General features: G+C 69.2%; 20 protein-coding genes and 2 tRNA genes. 5 read left to right on the plus strand and 17 right to left on the minus strand.

The annotated features are described in order from the left end of the window. Positions 1–145: 145 nt before the first annotated feature. The 6 genes from OG780_RS21090 to OG780_RS21115 form a co-directional block, all read right to left on the minus strand. Positions 146–907 (minus strand): class E sortase, encoded by a 762-nt coding sequence (locus tag OG780_RS21090; RefSeq protein WP_328450446.1) that lies wholly within the window; start codon positions 905–907, stop codon positions 146–148. Positions 908–1,000: 93 nt separating this feature from the next. Continuing rightward, entirely contained in the window at positions 1,001–2,074 is a 1,074-nt protein-coding gene (locus OG780_RS21095) for a class E sortase (protein ID WP_443062324.1), read from the minus strand. 371 nt (positions 2,075–2,445) lie between these two features. Next, positions 2,446–3,084, minus strand: coding sequence for an aminodeoxychorismate/anthranilate synthase component II (locus OG780_RS21100; RefSeq protein ID WP_328450449.1), 639 nt, complete (start codon positions 3,082–3,084; stop codon positions 2,446–2,448). Continuing rightward, positions 3,081–3,242 carry a hypothetical protein gene (locus OG780_RS21105; protein WP_326786730.1) on the minus strand — a complete coding sequence of 54 codons (162 nt, stop codon included), beginning with the start codon at positions 3,240–3,242 and terminating at the stop codon, positions 3,081–3,083. Before OG780_RS21105 ends, OG780_RS21100 begins: the two co-directional genes overlap by 4 nt. A gap of 31 nt (positions 3,243–3,273) precedes the next feature. Then, positions 3,274–3,999 (minus strand): class E sortase, encoded by a 726-nt coding sequence (locus OG780_RS21110; protein WP_328458279.1) that lies wholly within the window; start codon positions 3,997–3,999, stop codon positions 3,274–3,276. Between the two features lie 66 nt (positions 4,000–4,065). After that, positions 4,066–4,845 carry a DUF881 domain-containing protein gene (locus tag OG780_RS21115; protein WP_328450452.1) on the minus strand — a complete coding sequence of 260 codons (780 nt, stop codon included), beginning with the start codon at positions 4,843–4,845 and terminating at the stop codon, positions 4,066–4,068. 142 nt (positions 4,846–4,987) lie between these two features. Between OG780_RS21115 and crgA the strand changes: the two genes are divergently transcribed. Then, complete coding sequence (gene crgA / locus OG780_RS21120; RefSeq protein WP_326786732.1) at positions 4,988–5,242, plus strand: cell division protein CrgA; 255 nt, start codon at positions 4,988–4,990, stop codon at positions 5,240–5,242. Between the two features lie 313 nt (positions 5,243–5,555). On the opposite strand, the gene OG780_RS21125 is transcribed toward crgA, so the two are convergent. Both OG780_RS21125 and OG780_RS21130 read right to left on the minus strand, forming a co-directional pair. Continuing rightward, positions 5,556–6,470, minus strand: a complete 915-nt coding sequence (locus OG780_RS21125; RefSeq protein ID WP_328450455.1) for a rhomboid family intramembrane serine protease — start codon at positions 6,468–6,470, stop codon at positions 5,556–5,558. A gap of 149 nt (positions 6,471–6,619) precedes the next feature. Next, positions 6,620–7,153: a peptidylprolyl isomerase gene (locus OG780_RS21130; protein ID WP_328450457.1), complete on the minus strand. Its 534-nt coding sequence runs from the start codon at positions 7,151–7,153 to the stop codon at positions 6,620–6,622. Positions 7,154–7,610: 457 nt separating this feature from the next. Here OG780_RS21130 and OG780_RS21135 point away from each other — a divergent pair, with 457 nt between their 5' ends. Then, positions 7,611–8,312 carry a DUF5324 family protein gene (locus OG780_RS21135; protein WP_328450459.1) on the plus strand — a complete coding sequence of 234 codons (702 nt, stop codon included), beginning with the start codon at positions 7,611–7,613 and terminating at the stop codon, positions 8,310–8,312. Between the two features lie 479 nt (positions 8,313–8,791). Here the strand turns inward: OG780_RS21135 and OG780_RS21140 are convergent. After that, positions 8,792–8,864: transfer RNA gene (locus OG780_RS21140), tRNA-Ala, on the minus strand. Positions 8,865–9,046: 182 nt separating this feature from the next. Between OG780_RS21140 and OG780_RS21145 the strand changes: the two genes are divergently transcribed. Both OG780_RS21145 and OG780_RS21150 read left to right on the plus strand, forming a co-directional pair. Next, positions 9,047–9,595: a helix-turn-helix domain-containing protein gene (locus OG780_RS21145; RefSeq protein WP_037689714.1), complete on the plus strand. Its 549-nt coding sequence runs from the start codon at positions 9,047–9,049 to the stop codon at positions 9,593–9,595. Positions 9,596–9,720: 125 nt separating this feature from the next. Then, entirely contained in the window at positions 9,721–11,772 is a 2,052-nt protein-coding gene (locus OG780_RS21150) for a serine/threonine-protein kinase (protein ID WP_328450461.1), read from the plus strand. A gap of 54 nt (positions 11,773–11,826) precedes the next feature. On the opposite strand, the gene OG780_RS21155 is transcribed toward OG780_RS21150, so the two are convergent. Then, positions 11,827–13,317, minus strand: coding sequence for a hypothetical protein (locus tag OG780_RS21155; protein ID WP_328450463.1), 1,491 nt, complete (start codon positions 13,315–13,317; stop codon positions 11,827–11,829). A gap of 288 nt (positions 13,318–13,605) precedes the next feature. Then, positions 13,606–13,734, minus strand: a complete 129-nt coding sequence (locus OG780_RS21160) for a DLW-39 family protein (protein WP_003999697.1) — start codon at positions 13,732–13,734, stop codon at positions 13,606–13,608. Positions 13,735–14,061: 327 nt separating this feature from the next. On the opposite strand from OG780_RS21160, the gene OG780_RS21165 reads away from it, so the two are divergent. Beyond that, the gene (locus tag OG780_RS21165) at positions 14,062–14,484 is read left to right on the plus strand and encodes a DUF6344 domain-containing protein (RefSeq protein ID WP_328450465.1); all 423 of its coding nucleotides are present in this window, start codon (positions 14,062–14,064) and stop codon (positions 14,482–14,484) included. A gap of 708 nt (positions 14,485–15,192) precedes the next feature. Here the strand turns inward: OG780_RS21165 and OG780_RS21170 are convergent. The 6 genes from OG780_RS21170 to recF form a co-directional block, all read right to left on the minus strand. Then, a tRNA-Ile gene (locus OG780_RS21170) sits at positions 15,193–15,269 on the minus strand. A 101-nt stretch (positions 15,270–15,370) separates the two neighbouring features. Next, the gene (locus OG780_RS21175; protein ID WP_328450467.1) at positions 15,371–16,078 is read right to left on the minus strand and encodes a DUF3566 domain-containing protein; all 708 of its coding nucleotides are present in this window, start codon (positions 16,076–16,078) and stop codon (positions 15,371–15,373) included. 18 nt (positions 16,079–16,096) lie between these two features. Continuing rightward, entirely contained in the window at positions 16,097–18,688 is a 2,592-nt protein-coding gene (gene gyrA, locus OG780_RS21180) for a DNA gyrase subunit A (RefSeq protein ID WP_328450469.1), read from the minus strand. Between the two features lie 42 nt (positions 18,689–18,730). Continuing rightward, positions 18,731–20,794: a DNA topoisomerase (ATP-hydrolyzing) subunit B gene (gene gyrB, locus OG780_RS21185; RefSeq protein WP_328450471.1), complete on the minus strand. Its 2,064-nt coding sequence runs from the start codon at positions 20,792–20,794 to the stop codon at positions 18,731–18,733. Positions 20,795–21,701: 907 nt separating this feature from the next. After that, on the minus strand, positions 21,702–22,277 hold the full coding sequence (locus OG780_RS21190) for a DUF721 domain-containing protein (protein WP_328450473.1): 576 nt from the start codon (positions 22,275–22,277) through the stop codon (positions 21,702–21,704). After that, the gene (recF, locus tag OG780_RS21195) at positions 22,274–23,398 is read right to left on the minus strand and encodes a DNA replication/repair protein RecF (protein WP_328450475.1); all 1,125 of its coding nucleotides are present in this window, start codon (positions 23,396–23,398) and stop codon (positions 22,274–22,276) included. The genes OG780_RS21190 and recF overlap by 4 nt, the downstream gene beginning before the upstream one ends. Between the last annotated feature and the right edge of the window lie 89 nt (positions 23,399–23,487).

Below are 23,487 nucleotides of genomic sequence, written 5' to 3' on the forward strand. Positions count from 1 at the left end.
CGCCGGCCCGTCGGAGAAGCGAGGTCCTGCGAGGACGTCATGGTGATCCGGTCGCGCGAGATCTCGTCGCGACCCGGGTCGGCTCATGCCTGGAGTGACGACGCGTCACAGCCGCACTGCTCGACAGCCGACAGCCCGACAGGCCCTAGAGCAGTTCCTTCGGAGGAGTCCGCGCGTTGTCGACCTTGTCCACGCGCTCCAGTTCGCCCCACACCACGTACCGGTAGCGGGAGGTGTACACCGGGGTGCAGGTCGTCAGGGTGATGTAGTGGCCCGGCTTCTTCTTGCCGGACTGCTTCGGGACCGTCTGGAGAACCTTGACGTTGTACTTCGAGGTCTCCGGGAGGATGTCGAAGACCTTGTAGACGTACCACTTGTCCCGGGTCTCGAAGACGATCGCGTCGCCCATGCCGATCTTGTCGATGTTGTGGAACTTGGCGCCGTGTCCGTCCCGGTGGGCGGCGAGGGTGAAGTTGCCGTTCTTGCCGGTCATCGGCAGGGACGACTTGACGGGTTCCGTGTAGTAGCCGGCGACGCCGTCGTTGAGGATCTTCGTCGCCGTGCCCTTCTCGACCAGGACCTCGCCGTTCTTCATCGCCGGGACGTGCAGGAAGCCGATGCCCTCCTGGGTGTCCAGCGCGCCCGGACCGCTCGGGGTTTGCGCCCAGTGGTCGCGGACCTTGTCGCCCTGCTTGTGTGCCTCGCGGTCGGCGACGACGTTCGTCCACCACAGCGAGTAGACGACGAACAGGCCGAGCACCAGGCCCACCGTGATGAGGAGTTCACCGAAGACGCTGACCGTCATCGCGAACCATCCCATGGGCCGGCGCCCGCCGGGCACCTCGCCGGAGGCCGCGTACCCGGCTGCCGATCCGGCGCGTTCGTCGTGGTCGGTCCTCGCTGCCACTGTTCATCTGCCCCGTCTGGTCTGTCTCAGGTTGTCTCTCGTACACGTCCCGCCCGCGCACGCGCTTGTCCCCACGCGCGCCGGCGTCCGTCCTCAGCCGAGCAGCGCGTCGGGCTTGCCCTTGCTGCGCGGCCGGTCCTCGACCATCTTGCCCCAGACGATCATCCGGTACTTACTGGTGAACTCCGGTGTACAGGTGGTCAGTGTGATGTAGCGGCCCGGCCCGGTGAAACCCGAACCCTTGGGGATCGGATCGAGCACGCTCGTGTTGCTGGGACTCGTCGCCGGCAGGATCGACGCCATCTTGTAGACGTAGTAGTCGTCCTGCGTCTCGACGACGATCTCGTCGCCCGGCTTGAGGCGGTTGATGTAGCGGAACGGTTCGCCGTGGGTGTTGCGGTGCCCGGCGAGCGCGAAGTTGCCGGTCTTGGCGTCGGGCATCGCCGTCTTGAGGGGTGCCTCGCCGTAGTGGCCGACCATGCCGCGGTCGAGCACTTTCGGCTTGCTGATGCCCTCCGCGATCGGCGCGACCACGTCCAGCTTCGGGATGTGCAGGATGGCGAAGCCCTGTCCGGGCGAGAACGTCCCCGGATTGCGCTTGCCGTTCGCCCAGTCCTGCTGAAGGCTGCTCGCCTCGTTGCCCGCCTGCTGGTGCGCCCGCACGTTCGACCACCAGAGCTGGTAGGTCACGAACAGCAGCATCATCACGCCGGTGGTGATGAACACCTCGCCGACCATCCGGCTCACGAGGACCGCCCCGCCCGGTTTCGACGCCCGCGCCGCGCGCCGGGCGTCCATCCGGCTCCGAGGGGCCCCTACGGCCCCCTGAGCCGCTCCCTGGGGCTCGTGGGGGTCCTGGGGCCCTCCGTGTCGTCCGTGGCTTCTGGCGGCCTTACGGCGGGCCGCACGCCCCTCCGGGGCGGGACCGTCCTCGCCGTCGGCCGGCCGCGCGCGGCGCTGCGTCCTCGCGGGCGGGCCGGAGAGACGCAACGCGACCGTCTCGTCGTCCAACGGCGGCCTCGGCGCCACCCGTTCGGGCATCGGCTCCGCCACGGGAGCGGCCGCCGGTCCGCGGTAATGGGCGGCCGCGGGCTCCTGGTAGTACGGGGCGTACGCCCGCTCGTACTCGTCCGCGTACGACGGTGCCGACGCCGGGCCGGAAGGCATCGCCTGAGCCTGCGCTTGGGCTTGGGCTTGTGCCTGCGCTTGTGCCTGCGCTTGGGCTTGTGCCTGCGCTTGTGCCTGGGCCTGCGCTTGGGCTTGTGCCTGGGCCTGGGCCTGAGCCTGGACGGCATACGCCTGTGCCTGCGCCGCCTGCATCCGGGCGGCCTGCTCCTGCTGCTGTGCGGCGTACCAGTCGGGTCCGTACCCGCCGTGGCCGTAGCCCTGCTGCGGCGCGCCGTGTCCCTGCCCCTGGCCGGGCAGCGGATCCGTCAGCGGGTCCGTGAGCCCTCCGACCGCCGCCTCGAACGCGTCGGCGCCCCCGTACGCGGCCTCGCCGCCGTAGGGGGAGCTGTCGCGCTCGGGGCGCAGCGCGGTCACGCCGTGGCCCTGCCCACCACCGGGGCGAGCCCCGCCGATCTCGCCACGGCCACCTTGTCACCGCACTCGAGCAGCCAGTTGGCGAGCATCCGGTGGCCGTGCTCGGTCAGCACCGACTCCGGGTGGAACTGCACACCCTCGACCGGCAGTTCACGGTGTCTGAGACCCATGACGATCCCGTCGTGGGTACGGGCCGTGACCTCCAGCTCGGCCGGGACCGTCTCCGGCTCGGCCGCAAGCGAGTGGTAGCGGGTCGCCGTGAAGGGCGACGGCAGCCCGGCGAAGACGCCCTTGCCCTGGTGCTCGACAAGGGAGGTCTTCCCGTGCAGCAGCTCGGGCGCCCGGTCGACCACACCCCCGTACGCCACCTGCATCGACTGCATCCCGAGGCAGACACCGAAGACGGGAACCCCGGTCGCGGCACAGTGCCGGACCATGTCGACGCAGACACCGGCCTGTTCGGGAGCACCGGGCCCCGGGGACAGGAGTACACCGTCGAAGCCGTCCTGGGCGTGCGCGGTCGACACCTCGTCGTTGCGCAGCACCTCGCACTCCGCGCCCAACTGGTACAGGTACTGGACCAGGTTGAAGACGAAGCTGTCGTAGTTGTCCACAACGAGGATGCGCGTGCTCACTGGTTGTCCACCGTCACATCGTTGAAGGGCAGCAGCGGTTCGGCCCACGGGAAGATGTACTGGAAGAGCACGTAGACCACCGCCAGGACGAGCACGAGTGAGATCAGCGCCCTCACCCACGCGCTCCCCGGCAGATGCCGCCAGATCCAGCCGTACATGCCGTCCCTTCCGTCGCCGTACGCCAACAGACTAACGGCGCAGAGCCGCCGGTTTCCCTGCCTCCACAGGCTGTGTGGAGTCAAGATGTGCCCAGACGATCAACCGATGGCTGTGCCCCCACTCCGGATCGCACGTGGTCAGCGTGAGATAGCGCCCCGGACGCGTATACCCGGACTTACGTGGCACAGGGTCGATCACCTCAATGTCGGAGGGCACCGTTTTGTAGGGGCCTTTGTCGATCCGATACGTGAACCAGGTCGTCCCGTCCGTCAGCACCACCGCGTCACCCCGCCGGAGCTCGGGAAAGTCCTTGAACGGATCGCCGTACGTGCGCCGGTGACCCGCGACCGAGAAGTTGCCCTCCTTGCCGAGCTGGGCGGTCCCCCGGTAGTGGCCGAGCCCCTTCTTCAGCACCTGCGTGCCCGTGCCTTCGAGCACGGGCTTGTTCCACGTGAAACCAAGACGCGGGATGTACATGACCGCGAAGGGGCCGCCGTACTTGTAGGGGCCGGGCGCCTTCGGGCTCTCGGTGGCCGTCCCGCCGGCACTGCCCGTGCCTCCCGAAGAGTCCCGCCCGGACTCCGGCGACCGGGTCACCGCGCCCTTCGCCCACTGCTCCTGGAGCACCTCGATCTGGTGGTCCATCGCGCTGTCGGCCTTGACCCCCGTCCAGAACAACACGTAGACCACGAAGAGCACGATCAGGGTGCCGATGGTCAGACACAGCTCACTGATCGTCCTGACGACCACTCGCACCGACACAAGGCCCCCCGGCGGCAGCTCGCTCTCAGGCTTCGCCCACTGCTCCGCGAGGTCCGGCGCCTACTCCACGGGCTTCGCGTAGTGGAGATCCACTGTGCCCGAGTAGCCGGGAAGAGTCACCGTCCCGTTCTCCTCGACTTTCCAGCCGAGCCCGTAGACGTTGACGTACACCATGTAGTTCTGGATCGCGGGGGAGGACGCGAGCGACTTCTGGAGCTTCGCCGGGTCCCCGATGGCGGTGATCTTGTACGGGGGCGAGTAGACGCGGCCCTGCAGGATCAGGGTGTTGCCGACACAGCGCACGGCGCTGGTGGAGATCAGCCGCTGGTCCATCACCTTGATGCCCTTGGCGCCGCCCTGCCACAGGGCGTTCACCACCGCCTGGAGGTCCTGCTGGTGGATGACGAGGTAGTCGGGCTGCGGCTCGGGGTAGCCGGGAAGCTTCGCCGTCGCGTTGGGCGGGGCGTCATTGAGCGTGACCGTGACGGCCTCGCCCTTGACCTTCCGGGTGCCCGCGTTCTTCTCCAGCGCCGTGAGCCGCGCGTCCCCGGCCGCGTTGCTGCCGGGGACGCTGCCGGCGAGGCCGTCCACATCGCGGCGCAGGGCGCCGTTGGACTCGTCCAGCGTCGCGTTCTTGTGGCTGCGCTCCTGAATCAGGTCGGAGAGCTTCAGCAGAGACGAATCCGTACGGATGTTCGTACCCTTGGCCGTATCGAAACTCGTGAAGAAGATGAGGCCCGCGAGGGCGAAGACGGCCACCGTGAGGACACGTACCGGCCGGAAACGTGGCGTACCGCCAGGACTGGAATCCGTCCCGGGGGAGTCGGCAGAATTGCTCAACGTACCCTTATCTCCTTCGGCGCCGCGGAACCACTACGCTAACGGACGCCCGGGGGAGCGCTCAGTGTCCCCTTGTACGCTGCCCCGGAGCCCGCCCCAGTTCCCTGCGCGGCCACGCAGCGCATCGACAGGAGAGACCCTCGTGCCGAAGTCACGTATCCGCAAGAAGGCCGACTACACGCCGCCCCCGGCGAAGCAGGCGACCAACATCAAGCTGACCAGCAACACGTGGGTCGCACCAGCCATGCTGGCCATGTTCCTCATCGGTCTCGCCTGGATCGTCGTCTTCTACGTGACGGACGGCACCCTGCCGATCGACGCGCTCGACAACTGGAACATCGTGGTCGGCTTCGGCTTCATCGCGGCCGGGTTCGGCGTCTCCACGCAGTGGAAGTGACCGTCCTCGCCCACCCGGCAGCGACACGGCAACGAGCTCTGCCCACAGCTCTCCACTGAGTTATCCACAAGAGTTGTCCACAGGTGGAAAAGAAAGACGATCTGTGGATAACTCACGGGCGGTTGACGCCGGTATGACTGGTCAACCACCCCCCGTAAACCTGTTCGCCCCCTGTCCGACCTGGGAAAACTCGGGTCAGCGACAGGGGGCACAGCTGTTCCCGCACAGCGTGCACAAGATCGGCCAGGATCTGTGGACAACATCACTTCTCAGGTGAGCCGTGGACTCTCTCAGGTGAGCCGGGCTCGCCCCCTCAGGTGAGCTGAGCCGTTCTGAGCAGTGTGGTGACGACCACGGCGACCAGCATCAGCGCGGACACGCCGTACTGGACGAGGTTCCTCCGCTCGCGCGGGGCGTGGACCATCGCGTAGCCGACCACCACACCCCCGACCAGACCGCCGATGTGCGCCTGCCAGGCGATGTTGCTCCACCCGAAGGTGAAGATCAGGTTGATCACCAGCAGGGCGATGACCGGGCGCATGTCGTAGTTGAGCCGGCGCATCAGGACCGCGGTGGCGCCGAACAGGCCGAAGATCGCGCCGGAGGCCCCGAGCGACGGCTGGTTGGGGGCGGCGAGCAGATAGGTGAACGCGCTGCCCGCGAGCCCCGAGACGAAGTAGAGGGTGATGTAGCGGGCGCGGCCGAGGGCCGCCTCCAGCGGACCGCCGACCCACCACAGGCTGAGCATGTTGAAGATGATGTGCGTGTAGCTGCTGGGGCTGTGCAGGAACATCGACGTCAGCATCCGGTACCACTGGCCTTCGGCGACGCCCTGCATGTGGCCGGAGAGCAAGGCATGACCGAAGAGGGTGAAGCGGTCGGTGAAGGCGTCGCCCACCGAGAGCTGGACGAGGTAGATCGCCAGGTTGAGGCCGATCAGCACTTTGGTGACGAGCCGGGGGTCCGCCGCGACGGTGCCGCCCGCGAGGGTGCGGGGCTGGTTGGCCGCCGGGGCGTGGCCGGTGCCGGAGCCGCCGCGGACGCAGTCGGGGCACTGGAAGCCGACGGAGGCGCTGACCATGCACTCGGGGCAGATCGGGCGCTCGCAGCGGGTACAGCGCACGCCGGCCTCGCGGTCCGGATGCCGGTAGCAGCCGGGCAGGCTCCCGGCGTCCTGCGGTCCCTGGTCCCGCGGTCCCTGCGGGCTGCCGGGCGGCTGCTGGTCCATGGGGGTCCCCTCAATCTCCGTACGGCGGCTCGCACAGGGTCACAGCGGGTCCGGGGCAACGCACCGCCCCGTCCATCCTTACGGATGAACGGGGCGTTTGGTTCCCTGCGGGACGCTTCGGGCTCAAGGGCGGAGAGCCCGGCGCGGGCTCAGCGTTCGCGGGTCTCGACGACGACCGACTCGATCACGATGTCGTCGACCGGGCGTTCCGTGCGCGGGCTGGTCGGGGCGCCGGCGATGGCGTCCACGACCTTCTGGCTGGCCACGTCCGTGATCTCACCGAAGATGGTGTGCTTGCGGCTCAGCCAGGCTGTCGGGGCGACGGTGATGAAGAACTGGGATCCGTTGGTGGCCGGGCCCGCGTTGGCCATGGCCAGCAGGTAGGGCCTGTCGAACCGGAGGTCCGGGTGGAATTCGTCCTCGAACTGGTAGCCGGGGCCCCCGGTACCGTTGCCCAGCGGGTCGCCGCCCTGGATCATGAAGCCGCTGATCACCCGGTGGAAGACCGTGCCGTCGTACAGCTTGTCCATGGATGTCACACCCGTCTGCGGGTTGACCCACTCGCGCTCACCCGTGGCGAGTTCGACGAAGTTCCGGACCGTCCTCGGCGCGTGGTTCGGCAGGAGCCGGATGTCGATGTCGCCCTGGCTGGTCTTCAGGGTGGCGTAAAGCTGCTCGGCCACGATCTGCCTTCCGTTGCCTTCTCTTGACGGCCCGATCCTCGCACGGACCGGACCGCTCGACCCCTGACCGCCACCCCCGGACGCACGTGCGGACGCGGAAGCACGGGAGAACGTCATGCGCACGGAAAGTTGTGCGCACAGAAGGTCGTACGTACAGAAAGTCGTGCGTACGGAAATCCCGTCGAGTCGCGCCGGACGGGAGCGGGCGGCGGCGATCCGTGGCATTGTCGACGACAAGCTCCTGTTGCCCGTATTGATCCGCTATCTCACTTGATCGACACCTGACCGGCTCCGCCCCTGGAGTCTCCGGGAGTCGGCACCCGTGACACGGATGCCCGCCCTCACATGCCCCGGACCCCGTGGACGGGCATGATCCCCCCAGGGGTGGAAAGGTGAACTGTGTGTCTTTGGGGGTACCTGGTACCCCCGACGTACGCCACCGAGGAGGAGGAGACCCGTGACCCGCATCGACAGCGTGCGCGCCGCGACCGGCTCGGCGAAGGACAGCGTGCTGCACGCCGCGGAAGTGGTGGCGCCTTACGCCGACACAGCCAAGGACAGGGCCTCGTACTACGCGAGCGAGGCACGTGTACGGCTCGCGCCGAAGGTGTCGCAGGCCGCCGAGCAGGCCCGCGTCCAGTACGACGCCTATCTCGCGCCGCGCCTTGAGCAGGCCCGTACCCATGTGCCGCCGAAGGTCGACCAGGCCGCCCAGGAGGCGGCCATCCGCACCCGCAAGGCGGCCCGCCAGGCCGCCGACTATTCCAAGCCGAGGATCGAGCAGGCGGTGGCCGCGGCCCAGCCCGTCCGGGACGAGGCGGCGGCGCGCGGCGTGGCGGCCATCGCCGCCCTGCGCGGCCAGGTCACGCCGCAGGAGATCCAGAAACTGCTCCGCAAGCACGAGCGCCGAGCGCGGGCCGGCCGTCTCGTGAAGGCGTTGGCCGTGCTGGGGATTTTGACGGGCGGAGCTTTCGCCGCCTGGAAGTGGTGGGACAAGCAGGCCAACCCCGACTGGCTCGTCGAGCCTCCGGCCGCGACCGAGGTGCCCGAGACAGGGCACCTGTCGTCGGTCGACGGCAGCGGCCAGTCCGACCTGGACCCCGAGGTACAGGTCAAGGAAGCCGAGGAGGAGGCGGCGGAGCGCGACGACCGCCACTGAACCGCCCAACATCGCCGCGGGGCAGGAGACTTGACGGTCTCCTGCCCCGCGGCGATGTTTCACGTGGAACAACCGCACGAGCGGCCGCGAGCACTCCGCGGAGGATTTACCCGCACCGCTCGCGATGACGTTTGCAACGGTCTTCGTGTGCAGCATCCATGGAGATGTTGTTGACGGAATGCGTCGAACCGGTCACCCGGCAGCCCGTTCGGCAGCTCACACAAGGGTCCTGGCAGCCCTGTCACCCCCTCGGCACCGCGCCCGCCGTGCGCACAGCCGGCCCACAGGGCGTGTGCCACCCGATCTGTTTGCGCAAAGAACTGCAATGCCTGCAAAGTCATTCCTGTGACTCACGTCACTGAAGTGGCTCGCCCTTGGTCCCGCCCGGTCCGGGAACCGTCTCACCAGGGGCACGCACGGACGCAGGGGCATACGAAAACCGGCCAGCCGCCCTGCGGGCGTCTGGCCGGTCCGGTGTGTGGAGCCTAGGGGAGTCGAACCCCTGACATCTGCCATGCAAAGACAGCGCTCTACCAACTGAGCTAAGGCCCCGTAATGAGGAGCGTCCGACCACAGGAACCATCTGTCGACGGGCGCCGCAGACCACAGTACCGGGTCACCCAGGGGATCTCGCAAAATATTGGGGGTCCCCGTGGACGACCACTCTCCGTAAGATGCTCGACGTGGTTCGCTGTCGCGAACCGCGGTACTTGGGGAAGCGATGGGGAGACGCAATGGACGCCGCACAGCAGGAAGCAACCGCGAGAGCCCGGGAGCTGCAGCGGAACTGGTACGGGGAGCCGTTGGGGGCGCTCTTCCGTAGGCTCATAGAGGACCTGGGTCTGAATCAGGCGCGTCTTGCCGGGGTACTGGGGCTGTCCGCGCCCATGTTGTCGCAGCTGATGAGCGGTCAGCGGGCCAAGATCGGCAATCCGGCGGTGGTCCAGCGCGTCCAGCTTCTGCAGGACCTGGCGGGGCAGGTCGCCGACGGGAGCGTCAGCGCCGCCGAGGCGACCGAGCGCATGGACGAGATCAAGAAGTCCCAGGGGGGATCGGTGCTCAGCAACACCACGCAGTCCACCACCAGTTCGGGAGCCCCGACGGTCAAGCGGGTGGTCCGCGAGATCCAGTCGCTGCTGCGTTCGGTGGCCGCCGCCGGAGACATCATCGACGCGGCGGACACCCTCGCCCCGACCCACCCGGAACTGGCAGAGTTCCTCCGGGTCTACGGTGCCGGCCGTACGTCCGACGCGGTCGCGCACTACCAGTCCCACCAGAACTGAGCCGAGCCCGGCCGCCGACCGCGGGCGCTGGAGGCAGTGACACCTTCCAGCCGCCGCACGTCATGCAGCCGGGCACCTCGGAAGAGGTCTCCGGACCGACCGCCGAAGGGGAGCGACGTACGACCATGGGTGAGGTCTTCGCAGGCCGGTACGAACTGGTCGACCCGATCGGGCGCGGGGGAGTCGGTGCGGTGTGGCGCGCCTGGGACCACAGGCGGCGCCGGTATGTGGCCGCCAAGGTGCTCCAGCAGAGCGACGCGCACGCCCTGCTGCGATTCGTGCGGGAACAGGCGCTGCGGATCGATCATCCACATGTACTGGCTCCTGCCAGCTGGGCCGCCGACGACGACAAGGTCCTGTTCACCATGGACCTGGTGGCCGGGGGCTCCCTGGTCCATCTGGTCAACGACTACGGCCCTCTGCCTCCGGCCTTCGTCTGCACCCTGACCGACCAGCTCCTGGCGGGTCTCGCCGCCGTGCACGCGGAGGGAGTGGTGCACCGTGACATCAAGCCCGCCAACATACTTCTCGAAGCGACCGGCACGGGCCGGCCGAGGTTGCGTCTGTCCGACTTCGGCATCGCCATGCGGCTGGGCGAACCACGCCTGACCGAGACCAACTACGTGGTGGGAACGCCGGGTTACTTCGCGCCCGAGCAGATGCTGGGCTGCGAGCCCGATTTTCCCGCCGACCTGTTCGCCGTCGGCCTGGTCGCCCTGTACCTCCTGGAAGGCGGCAAGCCCGACGCCAAGGCGCTGATCGAGTACTTCGCCGAGCACGGCACGCCGTCCGCGCCGCGGGGCATACCCGAGCCCCTGTGGCAGGTCGTGGCGATGCTCCTCCAGCCCGATCCGCAGGCCCGCTTCCGGACCGCCACAGGGGCGCGCAAGGCCCTCGCCGCGGCGGTCGAGCTGCTGCCCGAGCCCGGACCCGATGACGAACTGATCGAGGTCTTCGACCAACTCGGGCCGCTGCCTGAGGGGTTCGGCCCCAGAGGCCCCCTGGAACAGGGGTCGGCTTCGACAGGAAGTTCACGGACCCTGTCCTCCCGCGAATTTCCGGACACCACAGCCGCGGCCCCGGGAATCGGCTCCGAACCGAGCTCCGGATCGCATGTCGGATCAGATTTCGGATCAGATTTCGGATCAGGAGTCGGATCAGGGTTCGGCGCGATCCCCGGTTCGGAAATCGGCCCCGACTCCGGCACAAGACACGGCTCAGGCGGCTTCGGCGTTCTTCCAGCCTCGACGCCCGCGCCCCGCCCTGAGGAGGATTCCGGCTCCGCGCCCGTCCCGGGACCGAACGGGCAGAACCACCAGAACACCCCGGATGGGTCAGGGCAGTTGTGGGAACCGCAAAAGGGCGCTCACGGAGGCCTCCGGTCCGTCCCCGGCTCCGGGGACGGGTCGCGCGGCCTCGGGACCGGGAACGTACCGGAACCCCGTCCCGCCGGCGCCGATCAGGGCTCGGGGCAGTGGCCCGCCGGGGACGGCATACCGGCTCGACCGAGCCGCGCGAGGGCAGGAGTCGAGCCCGGCTCCGAGCACGTACAGCCCCCGGCCGCCCCCGACGGCGTACAGGCCCGGCCCGCGTCCGAGGAGGACCGGTCCCCCGCCGCACCGGACGGCACGTCCCAGGAACCCGCACCCGGGATCTCCCCCCAGCCGTCCTCGATGTCGGACACCGGTAGTTTCCATCTGCCTCCGCCGCAGCCCGCGGCCGCCGCCGACCCCCGGCGACAGCCGCCGGCCGAGCCTCCCGGCGACCGGTCCCCCTACCCACTGACACCGCACCCTCAGGAGCCCCGCCCGGACCTGCGGGCGCCCACTCCCCCCACCTCGGTCCCGCTCCCCCCGCCGGCGTCCGCGCCGTTCACTCCTCCGCCTTACGACCCGACCCCGACGCCGACTCCCCCGACCGCGCCGCTTCCCGTGTACGCGTCCGCCCCGCACCCGTCCCCGGTCCCATCCGCCGCGATGCCGCAGCACACGTACGCCTCCACCGCTTCGTACACCGCTCGGTCCGTTCAGGTTCCGCCAGGGACCGCGGCCCGTCCGGAACACCGCAGAAGGCGCGCACGTCCACGTCCGGGGCCGCCCGCCGCGGTCGCCGTGCCGATGCTGCTGCTCGCCCTGGCCTGTTTCGCGGTCGGATTCTGGGCACTGACCCAGGTCTGAGTCCGGGACCGGCCCAGGTCTGAGTCCGGGAAGAACGAGAGGCGGCGCCGGGCGCTACCGGCCCCGTGCCACCCCGTGCTCCCAAGGCGCCGGTGCCGGCAGCGAGGCCGAGGCCGTATCGGCTTCCTCGGGCGCGGGCCGGACGGTCCGCACCGCCCGGCGGCGCGCGATCACGGTCCACATCCCGAGCGTCAGCATCAGCAGGGTTCCGGTGCCGATGCCACCCGCGGCGACGAGTTTCATGACGCCGCTGCGGCCGGTGCCGCCGCCGCTCTCCCCGGTGCCCGCCGCGCCGTCCGCCCTTCCGTCGCCGGCCGCGTCGTCGGAGCCGCCCACCGGAACGGCGAACACGTCCCCGGGTACCGGTCTGCCCGCGTAGGCAGGGCCCGTCCCCGCCTCTCCGGCCACGCGCACCCGCAGCGTCAGCCCGAACGGCCCCGCGCCGAAGCGGTCGGCGACCTGCGCGGCGAGATGGACCACGAGGTAGTAGGAGCCGGCGAACCGCATCCCGCTCACACGGTCGTTGAGGGCGAAGCGGTTCTCGTAGGCGACCGGAGGCAGGGGGGCGAGCGCGGCGGAACGCTGGCTGCCGTCGTACCCGGAGCCGACGCCGTCGACGAGGCCTCGCACCGGGTTGTAGAGGGACATGACGAGGGCGGTGCCGACGGAGCCCTCTCCCCGGCTCGCGCTGCCCAGGTCCGCGGTCGCGTAGACCTGCTGTCCCCAGTCGACCGGCACCTTGTAGAAGCGGGTCTGCCCCGGGCTGATGCCGTCCTTCCAGACTCCCTGTCCGAGCGGGACGGCCCCGCTGAATCCCGCGCCGCCGCCGCGGTGCTTCGCGTCCCCCACGAGCGGCTCGGGCGACGCCGAGTTCCAGACCTCCGGAGCGCTCGTCGGTCCGGACGCCGTCTTCAGAGCGGGCTCCGACACATAGCCGAGTTCCAGGTCCCAGGGGCGGGACGCGGAAGACTCCGTTCCGGACGAAGCCTCCGTACCGCTCGTCGCGCCCGCCGCCCCGGTGCGTTCGACGACCACGTAGTACGTTCCCGCCGTCTGGCAGGCGTACCGCTCACCACTCGTCTCGCGGGAGGCCCAGGCGGCGATGGGGTGCGGGCTCTGGGTGGCGCCGAAATGGACGGTGCCGGTGAAGGAGCAGTTGCGGCCGTTGGCGTCCTGAAGGGAGACCTTGAGGCCGTCCGAGTAGGAGACCGTCGCGCCGGGCCGGGGGACGGCGGTGGCGGAGACGTACGCGTCGGAGTCGGCACCGAGTTCGAGGCGGTAATACAGCCTGCCGTCCCTCCCCGCGAGTCCGACGGAGCTCTTGTACGTCCGGCCGGGCCGGAGGAGTACGGAGTCGGTCGTACCGGCCGCGCCCTTGACGGCGATGGCGTCCTCGGCGAAGGCGTAAGGCCCGGACGTGCCGTCGGCGTCCGTGCTCGCGCCCTTCGCGGTGGTCCGCGCATCGGCGGTCCAGGGGGCGGCGGCGGCCCGGCCCGCGGGTGCGAGGCTCACGCACAGCGCGGCCGCCGCCGTGGCCGCGAGCATCCGGACGTGCCACGACCTCGCACGCCGGCCTCCGCCACACCGGTCCTTCGTGCGCCGCCCCATCACGCGCCACCCCTCGTCGAAGCCCCCTGGCGCGGACCATCCTGCCCCGTCGGCCACCGAGACACCCGGGCTATCGGAGGGAGCGGCCGAAAGGAAGCGGCCGAACGACCTCGGATTTTGCCCCTGCAACCGATTCGCTTGCGTTCGTGAACCGACGGGCTCCCGGGAAACACAAAACCCCGACCGCGAGGCGGCCGGGGTCTGCTCCGAGACTGTTGTCGATCCTCACGAACCCGTGGGCACGGAGTCGGTCGCCTCCGTCCACAGATCCTGCTCGGCGCGATCCGCCTGGATCTGGCGGTACACGAGGAGCCCGCCGATGGCGGCCAGTGCGACCAGGAGAAGCTTCTTCACCGCGCGACCTCGTCCTTCGTTGACGTAGGGGACTTCTGGCGCCCGACTATACACACCGACCGATATCGATCGGTGACCTGGATCGGCCCCCAACTGCGGCCCCGCGCACAGCGGGAGAGCGGGATGACACCGCTCCGATCTCACGGTGATCGCACGTCACAGACTGTGACTTTTATGGGCATCCACGCGCTTTTCTGATCACTTGCGACCATCCGGGTGGTGTTCATCTGAACATCAACGCGCCACGGGCACAGGTCCACCACTTCACGGCCCACATACACATCATGAGGAAAGTACGCAAATCGCCCGACCCGAAAGTGAGGGGCCGTGACCCAGAACAAGGTCATGAAGCTGTGGAGCGCGATCGTCACCGCCTTCCTGGCGCTGTGCGCGACGCTCGGACTTGTCACCACCACCGCGGCCGCCGCGGTACCGCAGGCCGGCCCGGCCCGCAACACGGAGTCCTCGGTGGCGGCCCCGGCGGCCGTCCAGATCCCGGCAGCCTGGACCTGGTCCTACAACCGGGCCCTGCCCCCCACTATGAAGCAACGCATCCGCGCCGAGGCGCACGGCTCCTCGCCGAGTTGCCGACACCGCGCACCGGCGGACGAGGGCACGGCGGAGGCCGCCGCTCCCGGCGGCACGGAAGGCCTCGCGGAACCCGACGCCTGTTCCGCGCCCGAGACGCTCGCAACGCCCGGCACGGAGCCCCTGGGGGCCCTCACGCCTGTGACACAGCTCCAGCGCTGATCCGGCCCGATCCGGGCGCCGGGACAGGCGCCGACCCAGGCACCACGACAGGCACAGGACGGGCATCGAGGCAGGCCCCAAGACGGGCGCCTCGGCAGGCACGAACAGGCGCACCGGCCGGCACAGGGCGGGCGTCGCACAGGCGCGGGACGAACGACGCCGGACGAACACCGCAGCAGGCGGGAAGCGCCGCACGAGAACTCGGTACGGGCGGAAAGCACGCACACCGCCGCCCCCCGGCCACTTCCCCGGCCTCACGGTTCCCGGCCGCTCCTCGAACCACCGTTCCTCAGCATCCCCATGGGCCCCACTCCGTGGAGCGCGGCCCGTACCCCCTCACAGACACCCTGAAGTAGCGGCGAACTTGCGTACAAAGCACCCAGGGCAAAGGCCCGGCGACTCTTCCCAGTCGCCGGGCCTTCGACATTGCGGCGGCGCCTCCGGGCGGTCGGCAAGCCGGCCGAGCTCCCGAAGGCCCACAGCCTGTGGAGACCCACCGCCTCCGAAGGTCCACTGCCTCCGAAGGCTCACACCCGCAGACCTACGGGCCCGTGGCGGTCCAAAGCCTGTGGCGGCAGCTTCCGGGGAGTCCGCTCATCGGCTGACACGGTCCCCCGGGCCGATCCCGGCGACACCCGCGCGCGATCCACGGATTGTCAGCCATAAACGCCGAAGACCCCCAACCGTGATGGCTGGGGGTCTTCGAACTGGTGGGGCTAACAGGATTTGAACCTGTGGCCTCATCCTTATCAGGGATGCGCTCTAACCAACTGAGCTATAGCCCCGCCGCGCTTTGCGGTGTGTGTCCCGCGCGCTGACCTCTGAAGATTAGCGCACGACGCGGCCAGTCCCAAAATCGATAGCCGGAGGGCGTTTGAACGCGCCCTCACTCGTCCTCTGCGAGGGTCAGCTCCACGCCGCCGACGAAGCCGGCGGAGAGGTTGTAGATGAACGCTCCGAGGGTCGCCAGAGCGGTCGCGAGGACCACGTCGATGACCGCGATGACCGACGTGAACATCAGGACGTGCGGCAGCGAGAGGAACGACTGGAGGTCGAAGCCGTTGGACTCGTTCGACCCGGTCGCCTCGGAGATCGTGCCGCCGACGGTCGAGAAGACGCCCATCGCGTCCATGACCATCCACAGCACCGCCGCCGCCACGATCGTGCAGATGCCGAGCGCGATGGAGAGCAGGAAGCTGACCTTCATCACCGACCACGGGTCGGCCTTGGCCACCCGCAGCCGCGCCTTGCGCACGCGCGGCGTCGTCCGCGCGCCCGTGCGCGGCCGGCGGACCGCGTCGGCCGGAGCCTGCGCCGGGTACGCCTGCGGCGGGTGATACGGCTGCGCGGGCTGCTGCCCGTGCCGCTCACCCGGCAGCGGCGATGCCGCCGCGGACGGCGCCACCGGCGGCGCGCCCGGAGCGACCGGGGCCGCCTGCCCGCCCGCGTGCTGCTGGGCCTGCTGGCCTCGGGTGTCGGTCACAGTTCCCCCCTGGGATCCATGAGTGTCATGGGAGTCAGTTCCGTCCATGGCGGTGCCACGGCCGCCGTCCGTTTCCGTACCGGTCGATCCGGCGCCCGTGGCTCCACTCACGACGACTCACTCCTCGCGCTACTCGGCCGAGGACGGCTCGCCCTCTTCCGTACCGACGGCCTCGACGCCTTCGGCGGTCTCGTCCACGGCCTCATCGCCGTCGACCTCCTCCGCCTCACGGCCGGCCTCGGCGTTACGAGCGATGCCGACCACGGCATCGCGCTTGCCCAGGTTGATCAGTTGGACGCCCATGGTGTCACGGCCCGTCTCCCTGACCTCGTTGACTCGCGTACGAATCACACCACCGGACAGTGTGATGGCGAGGATCTCGTCGGTCTCCTCGACCACCAGCGCGCCGACGAGGGAACCACGGTCCTCGACGATCTTGGCGGCCTTGATACCGAGGCCGCCGCGACCCTGGACGCGGTACTCGTCGACGGCGGTCCGCTTCGCGTACCCACCGTCTGTGGCAGTGAACACGAACGTACCGGGTCGAACAACATTCATCGAGAGCAGCTCGTCGCTCCCGCGGAAGCTCATGCCCTTGACGCCCGAGGTCGCACGGCCCATCGGTCGCAAAGCGTCATCCGTCGCGGTGAACCTGATCGACTGCGCCTTCTTGCTGATCAGGAGCAGATCATCCTCGGCGGATACGAGTTCGGCTCCGATCAGTTCGTCGTCGGATCCGTCCTCCGTCTCACGAAGGTTGATCGCGATGACGCCGCCCGCGCGGGGCGAATCGTAATCCTTGAGCGGCGTCTTCTTGACCAGTCCGCCCTTGGTGGCCAGCACCAGATAGGGCGCCGCCTCGTAGTCGCGGATCGCGAGGATCTCGGCGATCGCCTCGTCCGGCTGGAAGGCCAGCAGGTTGGCGACGTGCTGGCCGCGCGCGTCCCGGCCGGCGTCCGGAAGCTCGTACGCCTTGGCGCGGTACACGCGGCCCTTGTTGGTGAAGAACAGCAGCCAGTGGTGCGTCGTCGACACGAAGAAGTGGTCGACGATGTCGTCCTGCTTCAGCTTCGCGCCGCGGACGCCCTTGCCGCCGCGCTTCTGCGAGCGGTAGTCCTCGGTCTTCGTCCGCTTGATGTAGCCACCGCGCGTGATGGTGACGACGATGTCCTCTTCGGCGATCAGGTCCTCGATGGACATGTCGCCGTCGAACGGCACCAGCTTGGAGCGGCGGTCGTCGCCGAACTTCTCGACGATCGCGGCGAGCTCCTCGCTGATGATGCCGCGCTGGCGCACGGGCGAGGCGAGGATCTCGTTGTACTCGCGGATCTTGGCCTGGAGCTCGTCGTGCTCCGAGATGATCTTCTGACGCTCCAGGGCGGCGAGCCGACGGAGCTGCATCTCGAGGATCGCGTTCGCCTGGATCTCGTCGATCTCCAGGAGGCCCATCAGGCCCTCGCGCGCGATCTCCACGGTGTCGCTGCGCCGGATGAGCGCGATGACCTCGTCGATGGCGTCCAGGGCCTTCAGGAGGCCACGCAGGATGTGCGCGCGCTCCTCGGCCTTGCGCAGCCGGAACTTCGTCCGGCGGACGATGACCTCGATCTGGTGCGTCACCCAGTGGCGGATGAACGCGTCCAGGGAGAGGGTGCGCGGCACACCGTCGACGAGCGCCAGCATGTTCGCGCCGAAGTTCGTCTGCAGGTCGGTGTGCTTGTAGAGGTTGTTCAGGACGACCTTGGCGACCGCGTCCCTCTTGAGCACGATCACGAGGCGCTGGCCGGTACGGGAGCTGGTCTCGTCCCGGACGTCCGCGATGCCACCGATCTTGCCGTCCTTGACCAGGTCGGCGATCTTCTGCGCGAGGTTGTCGGGGTTGGTCTGGTAGGGGAGTTCGGTGACCACCAGGCACTGGCGGTTCTGGATCTCCTCGACATCGACGACCGCGCGCATCGTGATGGAGCCACGGCCCGTGCGGTACGCCTCCTCGATGCCCTTGCGGCCCACGACCAGGGCGCCGCTCGGGAAGTCGGGGCCCTTGATGCGCTCGATCAGGGCGTCCAGGAGCTCCTCGTGGGAGGCCTCGGGGTTCTCCAGGTACCACTGGGCGCCGGCCGCGACCTCGCGCAGGTTGTGCGGCGGGATGTTGGTGGCCATACCGACCGCGATACCCGCCGAGCCGTTGATCAGCAGGTTCGGGAAGCGGGCTGGCAGGACCGTCGGCTCCTGGTTGCGGCCGTCGTAGTTGTCCGTGAAATCGACGGTCTCCTCGTCGATGTCGCGGACCATCTCCATGGACAGCGGCTTCAGCTTGCACTCGGTGTACCGCATGGCGGCGGCCGGGTCGTTGCCGGGAGAGCCGAAGTTGCCGTTGGAGTCCACCAGCGGCATCCGCATCGACCACGGCTGCGCGAGACGGACCAGCGCGTCGTAGATCGAGGAGTCGCCGTGCGGGTGGTAGGTGCCCATGACGTCGCCGACGACGCGGGCGCACTTGTAGAAGCCCTTCTCGGGCCGGTAGCCGCCGTCGTACATCGCGTACAGGACGCGGCGGTGGACGGGCTTGAGGCCGTCCCGCACGTCGGGCAGCGCGCGCGACACGATGACGGACATCGCGTAGTCGAGGTACGAGCGCTGCATCTCGGTCTCGAGCCCGACGGGCTCGATGCGCATGGCGATGTCGCCCGCTTCAGGATTGCTCGGTGCGTTCTCGTCGGTCATTGCTGGTGAAGATCCTTTCTGACGCGGTCAGCTGAGACCGACTCAGATGTCGAGGAAGCGGACGTCCTTGGCGTTGCGCTGGATGAACGCGCGGCGGGCCTCGACGTCCTCGCCCATGAGGACGGAGAAGAGATCGTCGGCCTGAGCGGCGTCGTCGAGGGTGACCTGACCGAGGACGCGGTGCTCCTGGTCCATGGTCGTGATGCGCAGCTCCTCTGCGTTCATCTCACCGAGACCCTTGAAGCGCTGGATCGAGTCCTCGCGCACGCGCTTGCCCGCCTGACGGCCGAGCTCGATCAGCGCGTCGCGCTCGCGGTCCGAGTACGCGTACTCGAAGTCGTCCCGGCCCCACTTGATCTTGTAGAGCGGCGGACGGGACAGGAAGACGTGCCCCGCCTCGACCAGCGGGCGCATGAAGCGGAACAGGAAGGTCAGCAGCAGGGTGTTGATGTGCTGGCCGTCGACGTCGGCGTCCGCCATCAGAATGATCTTGTGATAGCGGAGCTTCGTGATGTCGAAGTCCTCGTGGACTCCGGTGCCGAAGGCGGAGATCAGTGCCTGGATCTCCTGGTTCTGCAGGATCTTGTCGATCCGCGCCTTCTCGACGTTGAGGATCTTTCCCCGGATCGGGAGGATGGCCTGGTACTGCGGGTTCCGGCCGGACTTGGCCGAGCCGCCGGCGGAGTCACCCTCGACGATGAAGATCTCGCACTTGGTGGGGTCGTTCGACTGGCAGTCGGAGAGCTTGCCCGGCAGGGACGCCGACTCCAGGAGGCCCTTGCGGCGCGTCAGGTCACGCGCCTTGCGGGCCGCCACGCGCGCGGTGGCCGCCTGGATGGACTTGCGGATGATGTCCGCGGCCTCGACCGGGTTGCGGTCCAGCCAGTCGTTGAGGTGCTCGTAGACCGCCTTCTGGACGAAGGTCTTCGCCTCCGTGTTGCCCAGCTTGGTCTTGGTCTGGCCCTCGAACTGAGGCTCGCTCAGCTTGACCGAGATGATCGCGGTCAGACCCTCGCGGATGTCGTCACCCGTGAGGTTGTCGTCCTTCTCGCGAAGCAGCTTCTTGTCGCGCGCGTACTTGTTGATGAGCGAGGTCAGCGCCGCACGGAAGCCTTCCTCGTGCGTACCGCCCTCGTGGGTGTGGATGATGTTGGCGAAGGAGTACACGCCCTCGCTGTAGCCGCTGTTCCACTGCATCGCGACCTCGAGGGACAGGCTCTTGTCCTTGTCCTCGGCTTCGAGGTCGATGACGGTGGGGTGCACCGCTTCTCCCTTGCGGGAGTTGAGGTACTTCACGAAGTCGACGATGCCGCCTTCGTAGTGGTACGTGACGGTCTTGACCTCGTCCTTCTCGTCAGCACCCGCCTCGTCCGCCCCGGCGACGGCCTTCGCCGAATCGCGCTCATCGGTGAGTTTGATCGTCAAACCCTTGTTGAGGAACGCCATCTCCTGGAAGCGCCGCGAGAGCGTCTCGAAGGAGTACTCCGTGGTCTCGAAGATGTCCGCGTCGGCCCAGAAGGTGACCGACGTTCCGGTCTCATTCGTGGCCTCGTGCTGGGAGATGGGGGCCGTCGGGACGCCCAGCTTGTAGTCCTGCGTCCAGCGGTGACCGTCGGTCTTGACCTCGACAGAGATCTTGCTCGACAGGGCGTTCACGACGGAGACGCCGACGCCGTGCAGACCGCCGGAGACCGCGTATCCGCCGCCGCCGAACTTGCCGCCCGCGTGCAGCACGGTCAGCACGACCTCGAGGGCCGGCTTGCCCTCGGAGGCGACGATGCCCACCGGGATGCCACGGCCGTTGTCGACGACGCGTACGCCGCCGTCCGGGAGGATCGTGATCTCGATCGTGTCCGCGTGGCCGGCCAGCGCCTCGTCGACCGAGTTGTCCACCACCTCGTACACGAGGTGGTGGAGTCCACGCTCACCGGTCGAACCGATGTACATGCCAGGTCGCTTGCGGACCGCGTCCAGACCCTCGAGGACGGTGATGGCACTGGCGTCGTACGAGGATGTGACCTCGCCGTTCGCGCCGGCGTCGGTGGACGGGATGTTCTCGTTGGGGTTGCCGGAATCGGCCACGAAGCGCCCTTTCTGGCACAGCACAAGCCGAACTCCCGGCGGGTGGCCGGAGCGGCTGCGGCGTGTTGCGTTGGTAAGCCTTAGTCAGCGTTGCTCGGTGCGTCCCACTAGTGGGGCGGGATTAGCTTCCAGTCTACCGGTAGCGCTGACAGTGATGGGGGTTTGCCGGTACCTGAGTCCGCATGTGCCGCCCTGAACCGGTCTCGCCCGACTCCCCATATGCGGACCCGGGCCCAAAGAGGCTTACAGCGGCACTCAGCCCTTCCGAGTGTCAACCCCCGGCTACTGACGGGTCAGGTCGCCGTCCGCCGTCGCGCGCGGTCGCCCGCGGAGGTCGCCCGGAGCATGCCGAGCTGCGTCCCGCAGGGTGTCCGAAGTGGCCTTCGAGCAGTCGTCGATACCCCCCTGACCAGCTGATATCGACGGTTCTCCGGATTGCCGGGCGGGGGGTGACCCAGAGCGGCCCACCCCATGGGCGACGGCTGCCGAGGACCACGGAGGACAGGGGGGCATCCACGGGTGGGATCGGTGAGGGGTCCGGGGGTGCGGCGATCGGTCGCCTCCCGTACCCCGCGGCGGCGGAACACGCCCCGAACCCGGGCGCGGCACGGCCCGGCACCGCCCCGGACGACGGCCGGAATTCGCCCATGGCCATCGGCCCGGCCCGGTCACGATCTGCTGGATCAGCGGGACAGCCGGCCCGGAAACGGTCGAGATCGCCGGGTCCGAAGACGGCCGGCCTCGCCTGGATCAGCCGCGGTCGCCGCTCTGACGCGGCAGCCGTCCGTGGAGGGGGTCAGGATCGCCCGTGCTCGGGACCCGCGCGGCCGAGTCCGGACGTTCGCCCGCGGGCGCGACGACGCCGGTCACCGCCCTGTGAAGGGCGTCCGCGCGGGTACGCCGTCCGCGGAGGACCGACCGGCTGGGCCGGTCACCCGTAGGTGTCGCCGGGACCCGTGCTGCCCGGAGCGCGCAACGGCCCGTACTGGCGCGAGGGGCCCGTAGGCCCCTGGACCTTGAGCAGACGCACGGTGCCGTGACCGAGGTCCTGGTTCAGCCGCGCCACCAGTTGCGGCGCCAGCAGGCGCAGCTGGGTCGCCCAGGCGGTCGAGTCGCACTGCACCGTGAGCACCCGCTCGGCCGGGTCGTCGTCGTAGCGCAGCGGAACGCAGTGGTTGGCCAGGTCGTCGCCGACGATCTGCGGCCAGCGGCCCATCACGCCGCCCACCGCGGCCGGGGTCTCCCAGCCGCGCTCGGTGAGCAGCCGGTTGATGGCGGCGCCGAGCGCCATGGGGTCGCGTCCGTCGGCACCGGAGCCGGAGCGCAGGCCACCGCCGCGCCGCGCCTGCTTCTTCTGCTGGGCCGCGTCCCCACGCGCGCGTGCCTGCTCCTTCGCGGCGCGCAGCGCCACGCGCGCGAGGTCGACGCCGGACGGCTCCGGGGTCTTCTTGCGGGGCCCCGCGCCGGACGTGCCCTCGCCGCCCGTTCCCGATGTGTTCTCCGTCATAGGCGCTCCACCGTGCCTTCGGACACGGCGTACCGCGTCCCGTTCAGAACATCCGGTACGTCGTCGTCCACCGCGGCTGTCACGAGGACCTGCTCGCCGTGGGCGACAAGCTCCGCGAGGCGCTCGCGTCTGCGGCTGTCCAGCTCCGCGAAGACGTCGTCGAGGACCAGCACCGGCTCGTTGCCCTCGGCCCTGAGCAGGTCGTACGAGGCCAGGCGCAACGCCAGCGCGTACGACCAGGACTCTCCGTGCGAGGCGTATCCCTTGGCGGGCAGCTGGCCGAGCTTGAGGACCAGATCGTCCCGGTGGGGCCCCACGAGGGTCACACCGCGCTCGATCTCCGGCTTGCGGCCCTCCTCCATGGCGGCCATGAGCTGGGCGTAGAGCTCCTCACGGGCGGGACCCACGACGCCGGGCGAGGACGCCTTGTACTCCAGGGCTACGGGCCCGCCGCCGGGCGCCAGTTGCTCGTACGCCTTGTCGGCGAGCGGCTGGATCGCCGCGACCAGGTCGAGCCGCTGGGCCATCAGCTCGGCTCCCACGCGCGCGAGGTGCTGGTCCCACACGTCGAGCGTGGACAGGTCCATGGTGCGGCCGCCGTGCCGGCGGGCCATCGCGGCCGACTTCAGGAGGGTGTTGCGCTGCTTGAGGACCCGGTCGTAGTCGGATCGGACGCCTGCCATGCGCGGGGAGCGGGCGGTGATCAGTTCGTCGAGGAACCGGCGCCGCTCCCCGGGGTCGCCCTTGATCAGGGCGAGGTCCTCGGGCGCGAACAGGACGGTTCGTACGATGCCGAGCACGTCACGGGGTCTGACCTGGGAGGACCTGTTGATGCGGGCGCGGTTGGCCTTGCCGGGGTTCAGCTCCAGCTCGATGAGCTGCTGGCGCTCTCCCTGGCGGACATTGGCCCGGATGATCGCCCGGTCGGCGCCCATGCGGACGAGCGGCGCGTCCGAGGAGACGCGGTGGCTGCCGAGGGTCGCGAGATAGCCGACGGCCTCGACCAGATTCGTCTTGCCCTGTCCGTTGGGTCCCACGAACGCGGTGACGCCCGGGTCGAGCGGGACCTCGACCCGGGCGTACGAGCGGTAGTCGGCCAGCGACAGATGCGTGACGTGCATGGTCGTTCGCCGACCTCCCCCAGCGTGGTGTTTCGGGTGTTGCGGGTTCTGACCGGGGTCCGTGCGGGCCGCGGTCCTCAGGTTCTTCC

The organism is Streptomyces sp. NBC_00386, assembly GCF_036063235.1.
GTDB lineage: Bacteria > Actinomycetota > Actinomycetes > Streptomycetales > Streptomycetaceae > Streptomyces.